Origin of the sequence: Mucilaginibacter tolerans, from assembly GCF_030519375.1 — a bacterium.
GTDB lineage: Bacteria > Bacteroidota > Bacteroidia > Sphingobacteriales > Sphingobacteriaceae > Mucilaginibacter.
The window spans coordinates 278,346-298,070 of record NZ_JAUMKB010000006.1; the positions used below are offsets into that span (position 1 = coordinate 278,346).

The 19,725-nt window shown below is 43.8% G+C and carries 15 protein-coding genes, 1 tRNA gene and 1 riboswitch; of the genes, 13 read left to right on the top strand and 3 right to left on the bottom strand.

What is annotated here, in order from left to right; genetic code table 11:
* The first annotated feature begins 497 nt into the window (after positions 1-497).
* The 5 genes from Q3A68_RS11210 (at position 498) to Q3A68_RS11230 (ending at position 6,342) form a co-directional block, all read left to right on the top strand.
* Positions 498-1,415: a family 2A encapsulin nanocompartment shell protein gene (locus Q3A68_RS11210; protein WP_302901175.1), complete on the top strand. Its 918-nt coding sequence runs from the start codon at positions 498-500 to the stop codon at positions 1,413-1,415.
* Entirely contained in the window at positions 1,402-3,693 is a 2,292-nt protein-coding gene (locus Q3A68_RS11215) for a family 2A encapsulin nanocompartment cargo protein cysteine desulfurase (RefSeq protein WP_302901176.1), read from the top strand. The genes Q3A68_RS11210 and Q3A68_RS11215 overlap by 14 nt, the downstream gene beginning before the upstream one ends.
* 8 nt (positions 3,694-3,701) lie before the next feature.
* Positions 3,702-4,547: a serine O-acetyltransferase gene (locus Q3A68_RS11220; protein ID WP_302901177.1), complete on the top strand. Its 846-nt coding sequence runs from the start codon at positions 3,702-3,704 to the stop codon at positions 4,545-4,547.
* A gap of 8 nt (positions 4,548-4,555) precedes the next feature.
* Positions 4,556-5,008, top strand: coding sequence for an RrF2 family transcriptional regulator (locus Q3A68_RS11225; RefSeq protein WP_302901178.1), 453 nt, complete (start codon positions 4,556-4,558; stop codon positions 5,006-5,008).
* An 86-nt stretch (positions 5,009-5,094) separates the two neighbouring features.
* Positions 5,095-6,342, top strand: coding sequence for a vanadium-dependent haloperoxidase (locus tag Q3A68_RS11230; RefSeq protein ID WP_302901179.1), 1,248 nt, complete (start codon positions 5,095-5,097; stop codon positions 6,340-6,342).
* 96 nt (positions 6,343-6,438) lie between these two features.
* On the opposite strand, the gene Q3A68_RS11235 is transcribed toward Q3A68_RS11230, so the two are convergent.
* Positions 6,439-7,875 carry a SusD/RagB family nutrient-binding outer membrane lipoprotein gene (locus Q3A68_RS11235; protein WP_302901180.1) on the bottom strand — a complete coding sequence of 479 codons (1,437 nt, stop codon included), beginning with the start codon at positions 7,873-7,875 and terminating at the stop codon, positions 6,439-6,441.
* A gap of 5 nt (positions 7,876-7,880) precedes the next feature.
* Positions 7,881-11,060: a SusC/RagA family TonB-linked outer membrane protein gene (locus Q3A68_RS11240; RefSeq protein ID WP_302901181.1), complete on the bottom strand. Its 3,180-nt coding sequence runs from the start codon at positions 11,058-11,060 to the stop codon at positions 7,881-7,883.
* 464 nt (positions 11,061-11,524) lie between these two features.
* A riboswitch (SAM riboswitch) is annotated at positions 11,525-11,635 on the top strand.
* Positions 11,636-11,703: 68 nt separating this feature from the next.
* Between Q3A68_RS11240 and Q3A68_RS11245 the strand changes: the two genes are divergently transcribed.
* The 8 genes from Q3A68_RS11245 (at position 11,704) to Q3A68_RS11280 (ending at position 19,374) form a co-directional block, all read left to right on the top strand.
* Positions 11,704-12,834 carry a cysteine desulfurase family protein gene (locus tag Q3A68_RS11245; protein WP_302901182.1) on the top strand — a complete coding sequence of 377 codons (1,131 nt, stop codon included), beginning with the start codon at positions 11,704-11,706 and terminating at the stop codon, positions 12,832-12,834.
* A gap of 35 nt (positions 12,835-12,869) precedes the next feature.
* Complete coding sequence (locus Q3A68_RS11250; RefSeq protein ID WP_302901183.1) at positions 12,870-14,081, top strand: peroxiredoxin family protein; 1,212 nt, start codon at positions 12,870-12,872, stop codon at positions 14,079-14,081.
* Positions 14,082-14,105: 24 nt separating this feature from the next.
* Positions 14,106-15,041: a PIG-L family deacetylase gene (locus Q3A68_RS11255; protein WP_302901184.1), complete on the top strand. Its 936-nt coding sequence runs from the start codon at positions 14,106-14,108 to the stop codon at positions 15,039-15,041.
* 7 nt (positions 15,042-15,048) lie between these two features.
* Positions 15,049-16,053, top strand: coding sequence for a hypothetical protein (locus Q3A68_RS11260; RefSeq protein ID WP_302901185.1), 1,005 nt, complete (start codon positions 15,049-15,051; stop codon positions 16,051-16,053).
* Positions 16,050-16,826: an SDR family NAD(P)-dependent oxidoreductase gene (locus tag Q3A68_RS11265; RefSeq protein ID WP_302901186.1), complete on the top strand. Its 777-nt coding sequence runs from the start codon at positions 16,050-16,052 to the stop codon at positions 16,824-16,826. Before Q3A68_RS11260 ends, Q3A68_RS11265 begins: the two co-directional genes overlap by 4 nt.
* A gap of 235 nt (positions 16,827-17,061) precedes the next feature.
* Complete coding sequence (locus Q3A68_RS11270; RefSeq protein WP_302901187.1) at positions 17,062-17,868, top strand: phytanoyl-CoA dioxygenase family protein; 807 nt, start codon at positions 17,062-17,064, stop codon at positions 17,866-17,868.
* A gap of 155 nt (positions 17,869-18,023) precedes the next feature.
* Positions 18,024-18,094, top strand: a tRNA-Cys gene (locus tag Q3A68_RS11275).
* 1,094 nt (positions 18,095-19,188) lie between these two features.
* Positions 19,189-19,374, top strand: a complete 186-nt coding sequence (locus Q3A68_RS11280) for a hypothetical protein (RefSeq protein ID WP_302901188.1) — start codon at positions 19,189-19,191, stop codon at positions 19,372-19,374.
* A 3-nt stretch (positions 19,375-19,377) separates the two neighbouring features.
* Here the strand turns inward: Q3A68_RS11280 and Q3A68_RS11285 are convergent, their stop codons facing one another.
* Positions 19,378-19,707: a helix-turn-helix domain-containing protein gene (locus Q3A68_RS11285; RefSeq protein ID WP_302901189.1), complete on the bottom strand. Its 330-nt coding sequence runs from the start codon at positions 19,705-19,707 to the stop codon at positions 19,378-19,380.
* Positions 19,708-19,725 lie beyond the last annotated feature (18 nt).

Sequence of the window (19,725 nt, forward strand, 5' to 3'; positions counted from 1 at the left end):
GACTGATTGGAGACCAGCTGATAAAGAAGATAATGGCTTGGGACTATTTCGATAATATGTTCCCAATTAGTTGTAAATAAAATACCTTTAGTTTGCATTTCAATTATTCGACATTTTTGACTTCGATGTTTCAACTCTCCATCCAGTGAAAAGGTTTTATCAAAAAAAGAGTTTGCAGAAAGGATTTGTGATACCCACTTCCGGTGCGATTAAAAAATTGCTCTTTATATAGATCGGTTATTGCTTTGCCAACTCATACCCACCTGCATTAAACGTCAATTCCAAAATTGATCAGATTTAAAGACGAGAAACTCAAAATTCATTAACACCCAATAATCAAAACTTAGAAAGCGAATAATATTTTTCATAAAGTATATATATTCTATAGATTTAATATACTATATTGCATTGTTTTCCTTAGAGACTTTGCTCGCCTGTCAAGTACAGACAACGAGACCCTTAGTGATTAAGCAAATTGGTTATATAAATTTTATCAAATGGCAGAACAGAAACAAAAACAAACCGCTCTTGGCGATGTAGCCGCAAGACAGCTTGCGATTGCGACACGTACAGTCCCTCAACTCTCAACTATTACACCGCGTTGGCTGACACACCTATTAAACTGGATCCCGGTCGAATCGGGCGTCTACCGGTTAAATAGGGTAAACGATGCGGACGCCGTAGAAGTCGATTGCTCTGCAAGGGATGAACGCTCACTTCCTTCAACCTTTGTCGACTATGTAGAAAATCCGCGCGAGTATAATCTTAGTGCGGTGAACACTGTATTGGATGTGCATACACGCGTATCTGACCTTTACAGCAAGCCTTATAATCAGATCAGCGAACAGCTGCGTCTTACGATAGAGATTGTAAAAGAAAGACAGGAAAGCGAACTGATCAATAATAAAGAATACGGTTTGCTAAATAGTGTGGTGTCTTCGCAGCAGGTCAAAACACGGAACGGTTCACCAACGCCCGATGATCTGGATGAACTGATCACAAAAGTGTGGAAAGAGCCGGGATTTTTTCTGCTCCATCCACAAGCAATAGCAGCATTTGGCCGGGAATGTACACGCAGGGGCGTTCCACCTCCCACGGTATCTCTCTTCGGTTCTCAGTTCCTTACCTGGAGGGGGATACCACTTATTCCTTCAGATAAAGTCCCGATTGTTAACGGTAAGACCAAAATAATTCTGTTGCGTACAGGCGAAAGCCGCCAGGGAGTTGTGGGCCTATACCAGCCGGGTTTACCGGGTGAACAGTCTCCGGGCCTGTCAGTGCGCTTTATGGGAATCAATAACAAGGCTATCGCATCCTACCTCGTTTCACTGTATTGTTCATTGGCGGTTTTGGTGGATGATGCAATTGCTGTTCTCGAAGATGTTGAAGTAGGCAATTATTATGAGTACAAATAATTATCCCGAGGGCTTGCCCGATATTGCTGAACTCGAAAAGCTCGCTAATCAATTCTTTTCTGCTTTACCAGGTGCCACCGCACCGGTACCTCCGGAACTTTCATCACAGCAACATCCTGGCGACTGGCAAGGTATAAGTCCATTGGGTTTGGAGAATATTCCTGCTTCTGCAAGTCATAGCAATTTCCCTCCATCAGCAATTAATGTAGTTAGTGGTGTGGTATCGCCTCATGCACATCCGGTCGTGCCATCGCCTCAATCAGTAGGATTTAGTAAAGTCCCTCCATCCGTTGGTGGTTTGGGTATTTCGCCATCCGGGTATGCCGGCAGCGACGCTATTGATCTGCGTGGCATTCAATCCGGTTTGTCTAACTCAGGCAATATAGGTTTTAGTACGCCTGCATCGGTTGCAGGAAGCGGTATTTCACCTTCTGCCGCTAACCAGGGTAATGCCGTTGATATTAAAAATCCGCAGACCAGTTTACCCGATCAGAATAATCTTGGCCTCGGGCACATTCCTGCTTCTGTTGCCGGTGCGGGAAAGTCGCCATCAGCAATTGACAAAGGGGGTACTGCAAAAATAGAAGAACAAAAACCCAACCTGCCAGGCTCACAAACGACAGGTCTGGGCAATATTCCGCAATCTGTTGCAGGCAGCGGCATTTCACCCTCGGCTATCGAACATAACAATGTGGTGGATCTTCAAAACCCGCAAACCAGTTTCCCGGACCCTCATAGGGCATTAAAAACCGATACTAAAACAAATAATGGGTACTCAACTTATTTGGAAAGCATAAATGATCATCCTGTTTTTACCGGAAACCTACCTTTATCTCCAGAAGCACCAGCTTATCTACCCTATCAGTCAGAGCAACCTTTTGAAGATGAACTTAATGAGTTATTGAGAAATATTCCTTCGGTTCCTTTTACTGCCCAGTTACCTTGGCGTAACCCGACCGGCATTGCATTTTACTTTTTTAATGAAAAAAGTCATTTACAACATTTTGCAAACAGCGCAACTGCACAGCAAGAATTGAAAAATGATGAAGGCCATTCGTTTGACGTAAACCGAATCAAGCAGGACTTTCCAATTCTGCAGGAGCAGGTGAACGGCAAACCACTAATCTGGCTTGACAATGCTGCTACAACCCAGAAACCGAAACAGGTGATTGACCGGATAAGCTACTTTTATGAGCATGAGAACTCCAATGTTCACCGTGCCGCACATGAACTTGCTGCTCGGTCTACCGACGCTTATGAAGATGCCCGCAAAAAAGTTCAACAATTCCTGAATGCAGGGTCGCCAAACGAGATCGTGTTTGTACGCGGAACAACGGAAGCAATCAACCTGGTTGCTAAGAGTTGGGGAGAGCAAAACCTCAATGCAGGCGATGAGATCATCCTCAGTCACCTGGAGCATCATGCCAATATTGTTCCCTGGCAACAACTTGCAGCAAAAAAAGGATTAAAGATCAGGGTTATTCCTGTGGATGATGACGGGCAGGTAATTTTAGACGAATACGCAAAACTGCTGACAGCGAAAACCAGGCTGGTATCCTTTTCGCAGGTTTCCAACGCGTTGGGCACTATTACACCTGCAAAACAAATTATTGACATGGCCCATAATGCTGGTGCGAAAGTCCTGGTAGACGGCGCACAATCGGTTTCACATATGCGCACTGATGTGCAGGCACTCAATGCTGACTGGTTTGCTTTTTCAGGTCATAAGATATTCGGTCCAACCGGTATCGGCGTGCTCTACGGGAAAGAAGATCTGCTGAATGAAACGCAGCCCTGGCAAGGCGGGGGCAACATGATAAAGGATGTCACATTTGATTATACACAATATCATAATGCACCACTCCGGTTTGAAGCGGGTACCGGCAATATTGCGGATGCAGTGGGTTTAGGGGCTGCCATAGATTATGTAACAAAACTTGGCATCGACCTGATATCGCAGTATGAGCATTATCTATTACTGTACGCTACCGGATTGCTGAAACAGGTACCCGGGCTGCGGCTCATCGGAACAGCGCCGGAAAAGGCAAGCGTATTGTCGTTCGTACTCGATGGCTACACCACTGAACAAGTTGGTTCGGCCTTGAACCAGGAGGGTATCGCCGTTCGCTCAGGACATCATTGTGCACAGCCCATTTTGCGAAGGTTCGGACTGGAAAGCACTGTAAGGCCCTCGCTGGCATTTTACAATACATGTGCTGACATCGACGTACTGGTTGCAACACTTTACAGGCTTGTTAGTAACCGTTCACGAAAATAAATATCGCTATGATTAATCAGGGAAGCAATAAAGAATTTATTGATCTGTTACACAAGACCCACAGAGCCGAATGGGAGGCTACACCTTCCAATCAGCAAGCGATTGGGTGGCTGAAGGACCTGATCGAGTTTCTGTTTCCGGACAATCACTTAAACAAGCTTTCAACCTATGAGGGCCGGCTAAAGAAAAACCAGATTGACCTGGAGAATATCCTGCTAAGTTATCTCGACCCCGATAAAGTTGCGATTGAAAAAAAGGTGGCAGATTTCTATCATTCCCTGGCAATTATATATGGTAACTTACGCGAAGATGCAGCCAGGATATACGAGAATGATCCGGCAGCAACCAGCATACACGAGGTCATAGTATCATATCCCGGATTTTACGCTATTGCCGTTTATCGCATATCCAATAAACTCTCGCAACTTGAAATACCTATTCTGCCCCGGATACTCAGCGAACATGCTCATGGCAAAACCGGGGTAGACATTCACCCGAATGCAGTAATCGGCGTTCCATTTATGATCGATCATGGTACAGGAATAGTGATTGGGGCAACAAGTATTATCGGCAAAAATGTTTGCATTTATCAGGGGGTTACGTTAGGTGCATCACAGGTAAACAAGGAACTTTCAGCCGTAAAACGCCATCCAACAGTTGAAGACAATGTGATCATTTACGCCCGTAGCACCATCTTAGGAGGCAATACAATAATTGGACATGATAGTATAATCGGGGGCAGCGTGTTTTTGACGAAGACCGTAAGTCCGTATTCAAATGTATTTAATACACACCAGTTACGGATAGATGTAAAACAGCCCGATATAGAGGTTGCAGTACCGGATTTAAAATAAATACCAATATGTTATCAAAGAAAACAAAGTATGCTATTAAGGCCCTAATTCATTTGGGAAAGGCGGCCGAAAATCAGCTTATGCATATCACAGATATAGCTGAGCGGGAAAATATACCCGTTAAATATCTTAGTGCAATTTTGGGCGAATTAAGAAATGCCGGTTTAGTACATAGTAAAAAAGGCGTAGCCGGGGGCTATAGTTTAAATAAAAAACCCGAAGACATTCCGCTTGTGCAGATATTACGCCTGACTGACGGCCCAATAGCGATGGTGTCCTGCGCCAGCCTAAACTACTACCATAAATGCGAGGAATGTTTAGACGAATCAACCTGCGGCATAAAAAATACTTTTATCATTATTCGTGACGCATGCCTGAATATCTTATCGCAAAAGAGCATTGCGGATCTTATTGAAAAAGAAAAGGAATTGAGTGAACTAAAACTTTTAGAGCTCTCTTAAACCGCGAATAATTTGTAAGGAGCTTTAAAAATACCCCAATAAAACTACGTAACCTATAACTTTTTACTTATTAATCCTATCTGTTTATGAAATCACCTTTTTATCACGCAGCATTATTTTTAATGGCGTTTACTTCTGCCAATGGGGCAACGATCCAAAAAGCTACTGGTGGCCCGGACGATCCCGTAGTGGCCTGGAACCTTATCACCGTAAAAGCTACCAAAACAGCCGGGCTTAATAGTAATTTAAGCACACGCATTGAAGCTATTGAAGCAATTGCAGTTTATGACGCCGTCAATTCCATAAAACACATAGGCACACCGTATCATTATTTTGTACCGGTTAAGAAAAAGGCGTCGGTACAGGCGGCAGTCACCTATGCTGCGCATGCGGTGCTTGTAAATTATTTCCCCGGTCAAAAAACTGACCTTGATGCCGCGCTTGAAACAAGTCTTAAATCAGTGAGCGATGGATCTATAGGAAAGGCAGAATATGTTGGAACAGCCGCCGCTGCAGACATTATCGCGCTGCGCGCCAATGACGGTTCCACCCCACTCTCTACTTATGCCGGGCCACAAGAGCTCACAGCAGGGGCATACCGCGCAACGCCCGCTAAGTTTGCTCCGGGAATCGATGTCGAATGGGGTAAACTGAAACCTTTCATAATACCGGATGTAAAAACATTTCTTCCTCCCGCACCACCGGCATTAAATAGCGACGAGTATAAAAAAGCACTTGCGGAGGTTGCTGAAATTGGTGGTAGTAAAAGTACAGCAAGAAGCGAAGATCAGACACATATTGCTCAGTTCTATAAACAGGATGCAGAACTCACGGTCAATGAGGGGGCGAGGTTATTAGCAATTGCTCACGGAACAACGACAGAACAAAATGCCTTTATTTTTATGCTGACAGATATTGCTGCCGCGGATGCAAGGATAACTGTTTGGGGTGGGAAATATGGCTATTTGTTCTGGCGACCTGTCACTTCGCTTAATGCGGAGGCCGACGGAACGGTAAAGGACTATAACAAATGGACGCCACTGCTGGCCACGCCGCCGCACCCCAGTTACCCGAGTGGTCATAGCGCTACGGTGACCGCAGGCTACGAAGTACTTAAGCAATTTTTCGGCGATCAAAATAAGCTCGAACTGCATACCACGACTCAGGGTGAGACCAGCCGAACGGTGGAGTCGTTAAGCCGCATCGAATCAGAAAATGGTTACAGCCGAATATATGGCGGGATACATTATTCATTTGAAAATTCCTCTGCTCAGGATATAGGCCGGAAGATCGCCGCCTACACACTCGAAAAAGGCCCTCAACTTCTAAAATAAGTGGCGCACTTTTCATTTGCCTCTATTAATTAGGAGAAAAAAGAACCCCGCTTTCAGATAAAGAAAGCGGGGTTTCGATTTAAACATACATTGGCTTTAATTTACATCAAACCAAAGCTTCGTAGTCAACAAATCCGGCCCCTGATCGGCGACAGCTGCCTTGTAGCTTGCTCCATTGAGTGATTGCTCGGTTCCAGGATATATGAATCTTACAGGCAATTTGCCTCCCAACGTACCAGCCACGGCAGGCTGAAGTTGGGGGTAATCCAACCTGCGCCATTCGGCAAATGCCTCCAACCCCTGTCCGAATAAGGCGATCCATTTTTGCTCACCTATTGATTTTTTATAGTTTGTCGCATCGTATTGAACAGCAGCCGACGCAGTGTAGGTGGTAATAGCAGCATCGGCAATCCCATACTGCCGCAATGAGGCGGTGATTGCTTGACTGTAAAGACTTGCAGCATTTTCTGCCGTCAAACCACGCGCAGCCGCCTCAGCTCTGTCAAAAAGTACCTCAGCGTAGCTTACAATTACGGCTGGGGCATGTGGGGCACGGAAATAGGCGCCCGGCTTGGACGTTTTCGTAAAGCCCAGACTACTGGCATCGCCTACAAGCAACCCGTTGGGGATACCTACATAGGTTTGCGGAGTAGGGTCTTGTGTCGGACTGGCATATATTGGAAGACGAGGATCGTTCAGTGCGATCAGCTTGTCAACGATGGTTTTGCTAATCCGGTAATCATCACGGGTATCAAACAAATTACTTACTGGGTTCTGGTTTGGCGAATCCAGATAAACCAGTTGTGCGATCTCACTGTTGGAACTGATATAGCCGCTGCCTTCGGCCTGAACATCATCCAGCGCTTGCTTGGCTTTCACTGCATCCCGGTCTGCTATACGTAAAGCTATACGGAGGCGCAGCGAATTGGCAAACTTTTTCCAAAGGCTGATATTATTTCCATAAATAATGTCACCTGCAATAGCTTTCCCGGCGGGGTCGAGCGCTGCCTGGGCTGCTTTCAGATCATCAAGTATTCCATAATAAACGTCCTTCTGTGTATCATAAGCCGGTGTTATGGACTGGTCAATGTTTGCTGCCTGTTTGTATGGGATGTCTCCATAGGCATCAGTCAGTAAGGCAAACGTCCAGGAGCGCAGAACCAGCGCAACGCCTTTGTAATTTTTGTTTCCCTGGGCATCGGCCAGCTTGATGATCTGGTTGAGGTCGACAATACTTTTAGCGTAGCCTACCGTCCAAAGTTCCTGGAATGAGCTGTTGGTGTAAATGTATCTATCGGGGTCTGTATACTGAATTTTTGCCCAGTACTGTACAAAAAGCAAACTGGCATCCATGCTGTTTGCCACGCCCCAATAGGTGTCAGCCGTTGCTTTGGTAGCTGCGGTAAGCAAATAGTTGGGCTGAGCCGTTTGTGATCCATTGGGGTTTTGGTTGATCCTCACCAATTCTTTCTTGCACGATGCCGTTAACAATAAAAACAGGCCTGCGACAATAGTTATATATTTAAGTTTCATGATCATTAGAATTTAAGATTGATATTAAAGCCGATATTCCGAACAGTTGGTAAGGTAAGGTCCTCAAGGCCCTGGCCGTTACCCGTATTAAAGGCAGTTTCAGGATCGATATTGGGCGCATTCTTGTGAATGATCCAGAGATTACGGCCCACAAGAGATATAGTGGCCGATTGTAATCCGGCACCTTTTATCCAGGCTGACGGCAAAGAATAGCCAAATTTTACTTCACGTAATTTTATATACGTTGCGTTATAAACAAATGCTTCGTCCACGTTCGTAAAGCCTTTGTAATAAGATTGTGCAGGCAATATGGTGGTATTTGGAGTTCCGTCAGCATGTACGCCGTTAAAGATCATCCCGTCGTGATAAACTGTTTCACCATTCGGAGCTGTGCTGGCTTGTACCGCTGCCGCCGAAGCATTGCTGCCCGGGTAATAATAGCTGAGGCCTCCATTTTGGGCACCCCTGCCCGGAAGGGTTGATGCCAGAACACCTGTGTAGGTACCGGTACGATTGGTGTTGGAATAGATAGATCCTCCAAAGTGTCCATCTACGAGAAAGCTCAGGTTGAATCTCTTATAAGTAAAACTATTGTTAATGCTTCCCTGCCAGTTAGGCGTATATTTTCCCAGGTATTGTTTTGTTGGATTGATCACGGGAGTGCCGTTGGCGCCTATTATGATCTGTCCGGCCGCATTACGCTGGTAAGCATTCCCATAGATCGTACCATATGGCTGACCAAGAGCTGCAAGTATCTGTACAGTACGGTCGCTTCCCAACACGATACTTTGGAGGCGTCCGTCCGCATCCAGTGCTGCCACTTTGCTGTGGTTCAATGAATAATTGGTCGTCACATCCCAGCTAAAGTCTTTTAATTTAACAGGAGTGAGCCCCAACTGAACTTCTATGCCTTTATTATTGATACGGCCACCATTTATCACTTTTTGACTGAAGCCGGTTGCCGGGCTTACATCAACCGTAAGAATCTGATTGATACTATTGGTATTGTAAGCGCTGAAATCAAGATGTACCCTGTCCTGGAAGAATCCAAGTTCAAAACCAGCCTCTGCCGATGTGGTTGTTTCAGGTTTAAGATGATCATTCAGATCAATGGCAGGAGAACTTTGCTGCGGATTGCCACCAAATGGAGCCGTAAATGTATAGGCATTCAGCAATTGATAAGGGGTAGTCGCCTTTCCTACTTTTGACCAGCCGCCCCTAAGTTTTGCATAAGTGAGTATGTCGCTTTTAATGTCCAATGCCTCAGACAGCACAAGGCTACCATTAACTGAAGGATAGAAATAAGATAAATTTGCAGCGGGTAACGTCGACGACCAGTCATTTCGGCCGGTCACATTAAGAAACGCATAATTGCGGAAACCGAGTTGCGCCGAGCCAAAGTAGCTATAGGTTTTTAGTTTGCCATAATAGTTTGAGGATACCAGCGGATCGCGGGAATTACTTAGGGTATACAGGCCAGCGACTGCCAATTTCGGTGCTACCTGATCATTTTCTTCATTCAATATGGTATTGATATTGCCTCCGGCTAAAAGGTCAATAGAAAAATCCGAATTTAATTTTTTAGTATACTGCAAGCGGCCTTCCGTATTGGTTTCATTCACGGTATAGGCATCTTCCTCGTATGAGCCATATGGCGTGCCGTTGGTGCCATAGGCTACCTTTATTTTACGCCTGTCATTATAATAGTCGGTACCGGTACGGAAGTTGGCCGATAACCCGTCGATTATTTTGTAGTTTAACTCTACGCTGCCGATGATCCGATTTTTATGTTGACCAACAGTATTTTCGTATGCAAGCCAGTAAGGATTGCTGTAGTAACTGTTGTTCCAGTTAAATGTGTTGCCATTAGCATCTTTATAATTCTTAAGCTGACTGATGTCAACCTGGCGACCGAACCACGTAAACTGCAGCATGGTGCTTGTCGCTCTTTTGCCATAAGCTCCGGGCAGATCATCAGCATCGTCCTTGATATAATTGGCGATGGTCGTTACTGTTAATTTGGGGGTTAATTTGAAACTGGAATTCAGGAGAAAGGAGTTTCTTCCTTGTGAACTATTAGGTACTATCCCGGTTTGATGCAGATTATTGTATGATAAGCGGTAATCCGCTTTATCGTTACTTCCGGTCAGGGCAACACCGTAGTTCAGAGTGACGCCCGTTCTGAAAAAGTCCCTGACATTGTTGGGGTGCGCTACGAAGGGCACGGCTTGTCCGTTTGAGTAAAATTGCGGTATCAATCTTCCATCCAGCGGTGGTCCCCAGCTTTCGTCCACGCCATCATTGACGCCGCCTCCCTTACCATCTACGTAGCTAAACTGACCATTAGAGCCCTGACCATATTCGTTCTGATAGGTTGGCAATAACTGTACAGTGGAGAAAGTGGCATTAGAGTTAAGACTGATGCCGATGCCTTTGGAGCCTTTTCCGGTTTTCGTTTTAATAAGGATCACACCTGCAGCTGCCCGGTAGCCATACAACGCGGCGGCATTGGGCCCCTTTAGTACACTGACTGATTCAATATCCTCGACGTTTAGGTCAGCAATTGCGTTCGCAAAGTCCCTTGAGCCGTTCGTTCCTAAAAATTGCGAGTTATCTACGATGACACCGTCGACCACGAATAAGGGTTGGTTATTTCCCGCGATGGAAGTCTCGCCACGAATAATAATGCGGGAAGACCCCATATCGCCCTGGCTGTTAGTCACTGTTACACCCGCAATCTTGCCTGCGAGCGCATTTACCAGGTTGGTCTCTTTCGCCTCGTCGAGGTCTTTCCCTTTCACGCCCTGGACTGAATATCCTAAAGATTTCTTATCCTTAGAGATGTTCAACGCAGTAATTACTACCTCGTTTAGCGAGTTCTGTGCCTCAACTAGAACGATCTGTAAATGATTTTCACTTTGTTTTATAGTAAACTCCTGCGTGATAAAACCAGTATAGGTCACATGCAGCACAGCATTGATATTGGCGCTTATTGAAAAATTGCCGTTAGCGTCTGTTTGGGTGCCGGAAGTGCTCCCTTTAACAGAAATACTGACGCCGGGCAAGGGTGTTCCATCCGTCTTGGATGTCACTACACCATGTACGCTGACTGATTGTGCTGCAACCGTCAGGGCAAATAAGAGAGGCAATACAATTGCCAATAGAAGTTTGTAAGTTTTGAACATGATTTTAGAATTGTAAATAGAATTTTTAGTCAATAAAGCAGCGTAAAGACCATATATATGCCTTCGGTTAATGCTTTCGTTATTCAAGACTGGGGTATTAAATACAGATCTTTTAATATTTCCGGCTGCAGCGCGGGTTGGTATCAAATGATCATTTACAGAGCCGAGATCAACATCGCATGCTCTTTATGCATGAGGGGAATGCATTTTGGCTGACTTGTGAAGAATAGAGATTTAAATACATAAGATTTTGACAGTAGTAGATATTGATATTCATTTTATTAGCAGATGAATTTTTCATATTGAAATTGTGATAATAAAGTCGATCTGTAGGGTTAGTATTTAGATAAATCGAATACGCCAGGAGACTCCGTACAACAAATCCGTTACAAACATAGAAATAAATACTATTAAATCTATAGAGTTTATAGAATTAATTTATCTTTGCCTCGGAAACACATCAATACTTATCCAGAAAGACCGAGGGAAAAGGCCCTGTGACGTCTTGGCAACCTGTATACAATGGAGATAAAAGGTGCCAAATCCTGCTTCCGGCAAAGGAAGAGAGATAAGGATGAAACGAATGGCAGCAACTACGCTTCCTGGTAAGAATTGAGATTGATAAAATTTTTAACGAACGACTATGAACATTTACCTGGACAACGCCGCTACGACACCGCTCGATCCGGCAGTTTTTGCGGCCATTACACCTTACTTATTAAACCACTATGGCAATCCTTCCGCCCTGCACACTTACGGACGCCAAACCAGGCAGGCTGTTGAAGATTCCCGTGCCACAATAGCCGGACTGCTTAACGCTTTGCCTGAAGAGATCATTTTTACATCAGGAGGTACCGAAGCCGATAACATGGCCATGGTTTCTGCTGTTGTTAATGCGAAAATCGACCATGTGATCACAACGCCCTTTGAACATCCGGCAGTTCTGCAAACGCTTCGGTCTCTTATCAAATCACATCGAATTGCGGTAAGTTACCTGCGCCATGATCATTTGGGTAATCTCGATCTTGATCATCTTCATTATTTATTGCGCACTAATACCCGAAACCTGGTATCTGTTATGCACGGAAATAACGAAACCGGTAACCTGCATGATATTGAAAAGGTCAGTGCCTTTACTGCATATTTTGGCGGGCTATTTCATACCGATGCAGTACAAACAATGGGGCATTACTTTTATGACCTGGCTAACTTGCCCGTACAGTTTCTCGCTGCCTCGGCCCACAAATTCCACGGCCCGAAAGGTATCGGCTTTTTATATGCACGCAAAGGCACACATTTGTCGCGACTGATTCACGGGGGCGGCCAGGAAAAAGGGTTGCGTTCGGGCACTGAAAATGTGGCTGGAATAGTGGGATTGGCAAAAGCATTGGAAATTGCCTATGAAAGTTTGGAACGCGACAGAAAGCACATTCAGTCTTTAAAGGATAGGTTGATCTCCCGGTTAAAAGAAACGCTGCCCGAAGTTAGATTTAATGGCAATTCTACGAATGCCGAAAAAAGCCTCTATACCGTGCTTAGTGTCAATCTTCCTTACGGCAGGTCCGATCTTATACAATTATTGGATGAACAGGGTATAGCAGTATCGGGTGGCAGCGCCTGTTCAGGCGGTTCAGCTTCTCATGTACTGACTGCACTGGGGGTAGATGCGGAGAGTACTACCATCCGTTTTTCATTTAGTAAATATAACACACCCGCAGAAATCGACAGGGCCGCAGAAACGTTGGCAGCCCTTTGTCATTTGGCTGCAGCTTAATCAAAACAAATACCCTTGAATTAAATCACATCAATATGAAAAGAACTTTTTTATTCCTGCTTTCAGTTTTTTCCTTCACTGTATTACGCGCACAAACTTTTGTGGCCGCAGGGCCGTGGCGTGGCGTTTTTCACCAAACTAGTGGGACAGAGATACCATTCAATTTCGAGATACAAGGCACAAACGCAAAAACGGCAAAGCTATTTTTAATAAACGGACCGGAACATTTTCCCGCAAGTAGTATAACACAAAAAGCCGATTCATTATACATTGCCTTCGATCAGTTTGATAATGAACTGGCACTCAAAATAGCTGATAAAGAATTATCAGGTGTATTACGTAAGAAAGATCATAGTGGAAGAACGTTGCCGGTAAGCGCGAAGTGGGGTGAAACATTTCGCTTTGCTGATGACGGTAAAAAGCCTGACGTAGATATTAGTGGCAAATATGACGTCATTTTCGAATCTCCTAAAGGTGGAGAAAGCGTGAAGAAGGTGGGTTTGTTCCGGCAGCAAGGCAACAAACTGTACGCAACTTTCTTGAGCATTAGCGGTGATTCTCGTTACCTCGAAGGCATTGTGCAGGGAGATAAGTTTTATCTTTCCTCATTTATAGGTGGTGGTCCTTCGTATTACAGCGGAACTATTAGTAATGGCCAAATCACGGGGACAGCAGGCAATGCAACATTCACGGCAAATAAAAACCCGGACGCAGCTTTGCCCGATCCCTACAAATTGACTTATCTTAAAGAAGGATACCAGTCGTTTGATTTTTCACTGCCGGATGCTGATGGCAATAAAGTTTCTTTGAAAGACGATAAATTCAAGAACAAGGTAGTTATCCTGACAATTGGTGGCACCTGGTGCCCTAACTGTATGGACGAAGCAAGCTTCGTAGCGCCTTGGTACTGGAAAAATAAAAACCGTGGCGTTGAAGTCGTTGGCGTACAATTCGAACGCAAATCTGATCCATCATATGTCAAAAATGCAATGGAGAATTTCAAACGGCGTTTTGATATTGGCTACACGGAGGTGTTTGGCGGACTGGCAGATAAAAAAGCGGTCGCTGAGTCGTTTCCTGCACTAAATACTTTTCTTTCCTTCCCTACCATTCTGTTTATAGACAAAAATGGGAAAGTAGATAAGATCTATACCGGCTTTACAGGCCCTGCAACGGGTGAGTATTATACCCAGTTCATTAAAGAGTTTAATGAGGAGGTCGACAAGTTGCTGAAGGAAAAAGTGTGATAAAAAACCGGCAAGGATAGGTGTATGAAAAAGTTATTGTTTCTGCTTTTGATTTTCAGTTTTTTCGGATTAGCGGCGTTTGCACAAGCTTCTCAGCGGGTACTTGTAGTGATCGCGCATCCGGATGATGAAAGTGTTTTATCGGTTACCTTGTACAAACTGGCAAAAGAACAGCAAGTAAAAGTTGATCTTTTTGTCATTACTAACGGAGAAGCCGGTTATAAATACTCAACCCTGGCAGAGCAATATTATGGCTGCCCACTGACCAATCAGGCAGCCGCAAGGAAGAATTTACCTGCAATCCGGAAAAAGGAATTACGGGAGGCTGGTAAGATTTTAGGGTTAAACCATATTTTTTACGGTAATCAGCACGATAGCCATTTCAGTCTTAATGAGCATGAACCGCTTGATACCAGTTGGAATGTCTTAGCTGTAAAAAAGCAGCTAAATCATGTGCTGGTTCATGGGCATTATGACGAAGTACTCTGCTTGTTGCCGGAGCAATCTACACACGGAGGTCATAAGGCAGCAACATTGCTTGCACTTGAAGCCGTATCGGAATTGCCTGTATCCTCCCGCCCCTTGATATTAGGGGCGGCGCTAAGGGACAAAGGAGATACCTCTATAAAGTTCAACCAATTAAAAAACTACGATTTAACACGAACCATTAAGGATGGCCCTTCTTTTACAGTGGACCGGACAGTAAGTTTTGGGTACGGAAATAAAACTAACTATAAGATCGTTGCTAACTGGGAACTGGCCGCTCATAAGAGCCAGGGTGCAACAGAGATGACGATGAATGACGGCGATTTGGAGGAATTCTGGTTGTTTGCTTTGAATCTGCCAGGCTCTGAAAATATAGCCACAAAGTTATTTACGAACCTGAGTCGGTCGCCGTATAGTACAGGTGAGCCAGATACAGGGCAACTCGCTTCGAGATCAAAAAAAGATAAAGATTAGTCGAATCATGAACCCAAACCGCTTTACACAATACAAATATCTCCTCATGCTCATTGCGGCGTTGTCTTCACCACTTATTTCCGGTGCTCAGCAACAACTCATTGCCAGTGTCGGTGCCGACAGTGTGGCCGGACTTAAGTTGCCACGGATCACAACACCGCTGAAAGGAAGAGCAGAGAAGCAGAAACTATTGAGCCTGCTCAAACAGCTTAATGTTCCAGATGCTGACTACAATGAGTCAGGCGATCAGCAATGGGGGAAACTTGCTGGCTTGTTTACCAGACTCCGGCTTTATCCACTCGCTATGAAGTGTTTCTTAAAAACATTAACGCCGGATAGTTTAGCCACCGCAGATATACCGATCACTGACGGCGATCAGCAAGTTATTTCGAGTCAACTGAAGAATATCACCTATGAAGCCAAACCGCTGGAAAGCAAGATTATTAAGGTGAACCGTATTATCGAAACTTTTAATGATGGAAAACAGCCTATGGCTTATGCGATGATTCTTCATGTCAAACAACCTGTGCGTGGTAAAGCTAGAGTGCATAAATTCATCAATACGGGTCATACATTTATCACCTTAATAAAATTCAATACAGATTCATCCTATACCGCTCTTACTTTTGGATTTGGTCCTCATAAAGATAACCTCCTTTCAGCAACACCATTAGTGCCTTCAAGTACTTCCAAGTTTACTGATGATGGTGGACATGAGTGGGACGAAGTAGTTGGAAAATTTATTTCGCGCCGGCGTTTTCAAAAGATATTACAACTTACCCATCAATATGAAGGTCAGGCCTATAACCTAAGTAAGAATAATTGCACTGATTTTGGACTTAAAGCAGCACAACTTGCCGGACTACAGATACGTGACACCAAAGGCAACTGGTTGTTAGGATCGGGCAATAATCCGGGAATAACCGGGCAAAGCATTTTGTTAGGAAAGTTTAATAATGAAGATACAGGCAGCCTGGACAGGCTATTTATAGACACTACACGGAATAAATGAATAAATATGCACTCATAACGGGAGCAAGCAGCGGTATTGGCAGATCATTTGCCTTACAACTCGCACAGGAAGGATATCATGTAATGTTAACAGCCAGATCAGGGCCGAATTTAAAGGACCTCGCTGAATATATCCGCTCGAACTATAAAGTAGGAACAAACATCCTGGCGCTGGATCTCTCTAAAGTAAACGCAGCGGCCCGGATCAAACAATGGTGCGAAGAATTGGATATTGCACCATCCATTTTAATCAACAATGCAGGTTTCGGTTTGTGGGGTGATTTTCCGGAGCTTGATCTTGAAGAGCAGGTGAACATGCACCGGTTAAATACGGAAGCACTTATCCGGCTGACGCATACGATGCTTCCCTTGTTAGCTAAAAATGAAAAATCATATATATTAAATGTTTCAAGTACCGCTGCTTATCAAGCAGTTCCAACACTGAGCATATACGCCGCAAGCAAGGCCTTCGTCCTGTCATTCAGCCGGGCCTTGTGCTATGAGCTTAAGCAAACAGGTATTTCAGTAAGTTGCCTTTGTCCTGGACCAACTGATACCGGCTTTGCAAAAAGAGCAGGATTGGACGCTCTTGCCGACTTGGCTGAGAAATTTAATATGTCGCCAGACGATGTGGCCGCCGCAGGGCTGAAAGGCTTATTTAAAGGGAAGGCAGAGATCGTCCCCGGTGCCCTTAATAAAATTTCTGCTACTGTCGTTCGTCATGCCCCTAAAAAAATTATCGAACGCCTGGCAGCCGGTTTGTATAACCAATAACTTAAAATAATTGCAAAGTATTCTTGACAGATATATTTTAATTATTTATACTTGTATGTCTATAGACTTAGTAGATTTTAATTGAAAACGACACAGCAAAATATCACACCTTCATTAGTCATGCGAATGCACGCTTTGCAATCAGCATGTTGTTGCTGCTGTTGTTGCCAGTTATCATAATGGCACTTCTTCCTTTTCTTTAAAACAGGTCTTTTACACTTACAATCATTTTTATATGCAAAACTTATATCCTAAGTTCAGCTTAGGCACCTTCATCACAACTGAACAACGCAGATTCTTTAACGAACATGGCTTTATACACTTCGAAAACTTTATTAGCCCGGAAGCTGTTAAAGAACTCACTGATGCTTCCCACGAGGTTCAGCAGCAACTTATTGAAAGTAATACCTATAAAATTAACGGCGTGCCCCTTAAATACGGTATTGATCTTGACGGCAAAAAGCTCATTCAGCGTTTTGCTTTTATCAATCAGCAGCACGAAGTTTTTGAGCGGCTTGCAGATGATAAACGCTTTCGGATATTATTAAACCTGGTTGGTCCTGAGGCAAGGCTGGGGATCGAAGAAAAAGATGGAATGGTATTCAATCATTACGTTAGTGGACCGGAAAGCCGTTTCACAAAAATGGGCTGGCATACGGATGGTTTACGTGACATTTTCCATGGTCAGAAACTGAACCCGATGCTAAACGTTGGCATTCACCTTTCCAATCTCAAACCGAAGAATGGAGGATTGCGAATTATTCCCGGCACTCATAAACAAAACATGCTGCAATTGCTTTTCCGCAAAAGATATTTTGTGGACAATAAACCCGACCGTAATGAATTGGCAATTATACCAAAGGCTGGAGATCTGACGATCCACGACGGCAGGCTGTGGCACAGGGTGGCGCAATCATCCGTCGCAGGCGAAGAAAGTCGCCGCAGGGTGATATACATTCCAATTATTGCCGGAGAATATGCTCCAAAACATCAACATAGTCCAACTGCATTTTACCAACGCTTTGCAGGAATAGTACGATAAGATTATGCTGATTGCACTACTCATTGGTTTTCTTATACGTAGACGTAAAAGAGCTTCAATACAAGGTGTTGATTAACCATATTGAACAGGTTTTGATAGAATAACATATTTATATGCATAAATGATTTAGTTGATAACCGGCATTGCCGGTCAATGGTCGGATGGCCGAGTGGTTAGGCGGAGGTCTGCAAAACCTTTTACAGCGGTTCGAATCCGCTTCCGACCTCTGCGTGGTAGAAACTACCCGCATGTAGGTTTACAACTGGTTGAGGCTGTCTCACTTTCGAGACAGCCTTTTTTATTATAGAGATAAATGCGCCGTAATCCTTACCATGCACAGGAAAAACTCAAATTCGCCACACAAATAGCCGATTTACTTTTACTTGTACTTCCGGGCCTCATTCCTTATTCACCACTACAGCGAATTTAGCCTGCCGCCGGGATAAAAAGTCAAGGCTGTACAAGCGGGCAGAGTTTAATTTGTTTTTTAGCGGCTGCCCGGCCTTGACTTATTACCCGGCTCGCGCATTTGTTGCTTACATGGTGATTAAGGGACGGTCGTTCTTAGCCGAAAACACCAGAAGGACACTGATCTACTGTGCTTTTTTAAATTAAAAACATTTGTTAGATTTGAGCAACAAGTTCATTGACTATCACTTATACAAAAAGTGACCGGTTACAAAAGCCACCAAAACAATGCACATTAAATGTGCCCTATTCGGTGCCCGTACCTGTTAGCTTTTGATATAACAAATTGAATATCATAGATGTAAATGATCCGGGAATCATCCCGCCATCCCGACGTATAAAGAGCATGTTTAACGGCAGTTAGGCAAGCTCTTTTTATTTGTTTACGGTTCTGTTTACGGGCGTAAACGCACTTCAGCAGGCAGTTGATTGTCACAACCTCAATCAACATGGCTACCGTAGCTATCGTAAGACAATAGTTAAGTGTTTAGTGTTAAGCTAATTTAGGAGAATATATAAATATATATGCCATTTGTTAGTTTATTATTATCAATTCGTATTTAGAGTTTTACCTTAATTGGCCAGTCTAATAAGTAGAGCCAAGAAAAATTTCAAACCATTCAACGTTAAATTGATTATTATATCGCATTGATAAAATTGATTTCAATAATTATAAGAATGTACGTTCCTATAATTATTGAAACTTAGAAATGCATAATTCCGCATTTCTAATAAGCCATGATGCAAGGAAATAAACCATATTTACATAAAGTTGTATAACCATTAGTTTCTACCATAATGGAACTTGCAAACTATTAATTACGCATTCTCGATCTCGCTCAGAGGTAGCGAATGGATTTACTTAATGAATCTGAAATAGATGAACTGGAAACATGGATCAAATCATTGGATGATTGTAGTTCAGGAATGCCTACCGAAATGTCCGTAGAACAGTTGGAGAGGCGACTATTCCAGTTGTTTGGAAATCCATTTAAAGCGTCAGAGGATAAGGAGGGGCCTCCCTATCCTTTGCGGTAAATCTTATTTATTCTTTAACAATTCAATTTTTTCTCGCTCGCTTGCTAATAAGCGCTCATATAATTCAACAACTTTTTCAATAGGATTAAAATTGTTCTGTATTGAATTATCGTGAAAGTTATTTATATTGTTGAATACAGACTCTTCAGTAAAATGTTTCAAGCCCTCTACAGTTACACCTAATACATGCGCAATCTTTACCAAAGCATCTTCGTCTACTTCGGCACTTTGTTCAATCTTAGAGATTGCTTGCTGGCTAATACCTAATTCTGTAGCGCCGGATAGGTAGGGGGCATTGCTGCCCCTTTCCCTCCTAAGAACCGGACTTGTCACTTACATGACATCCGGCTC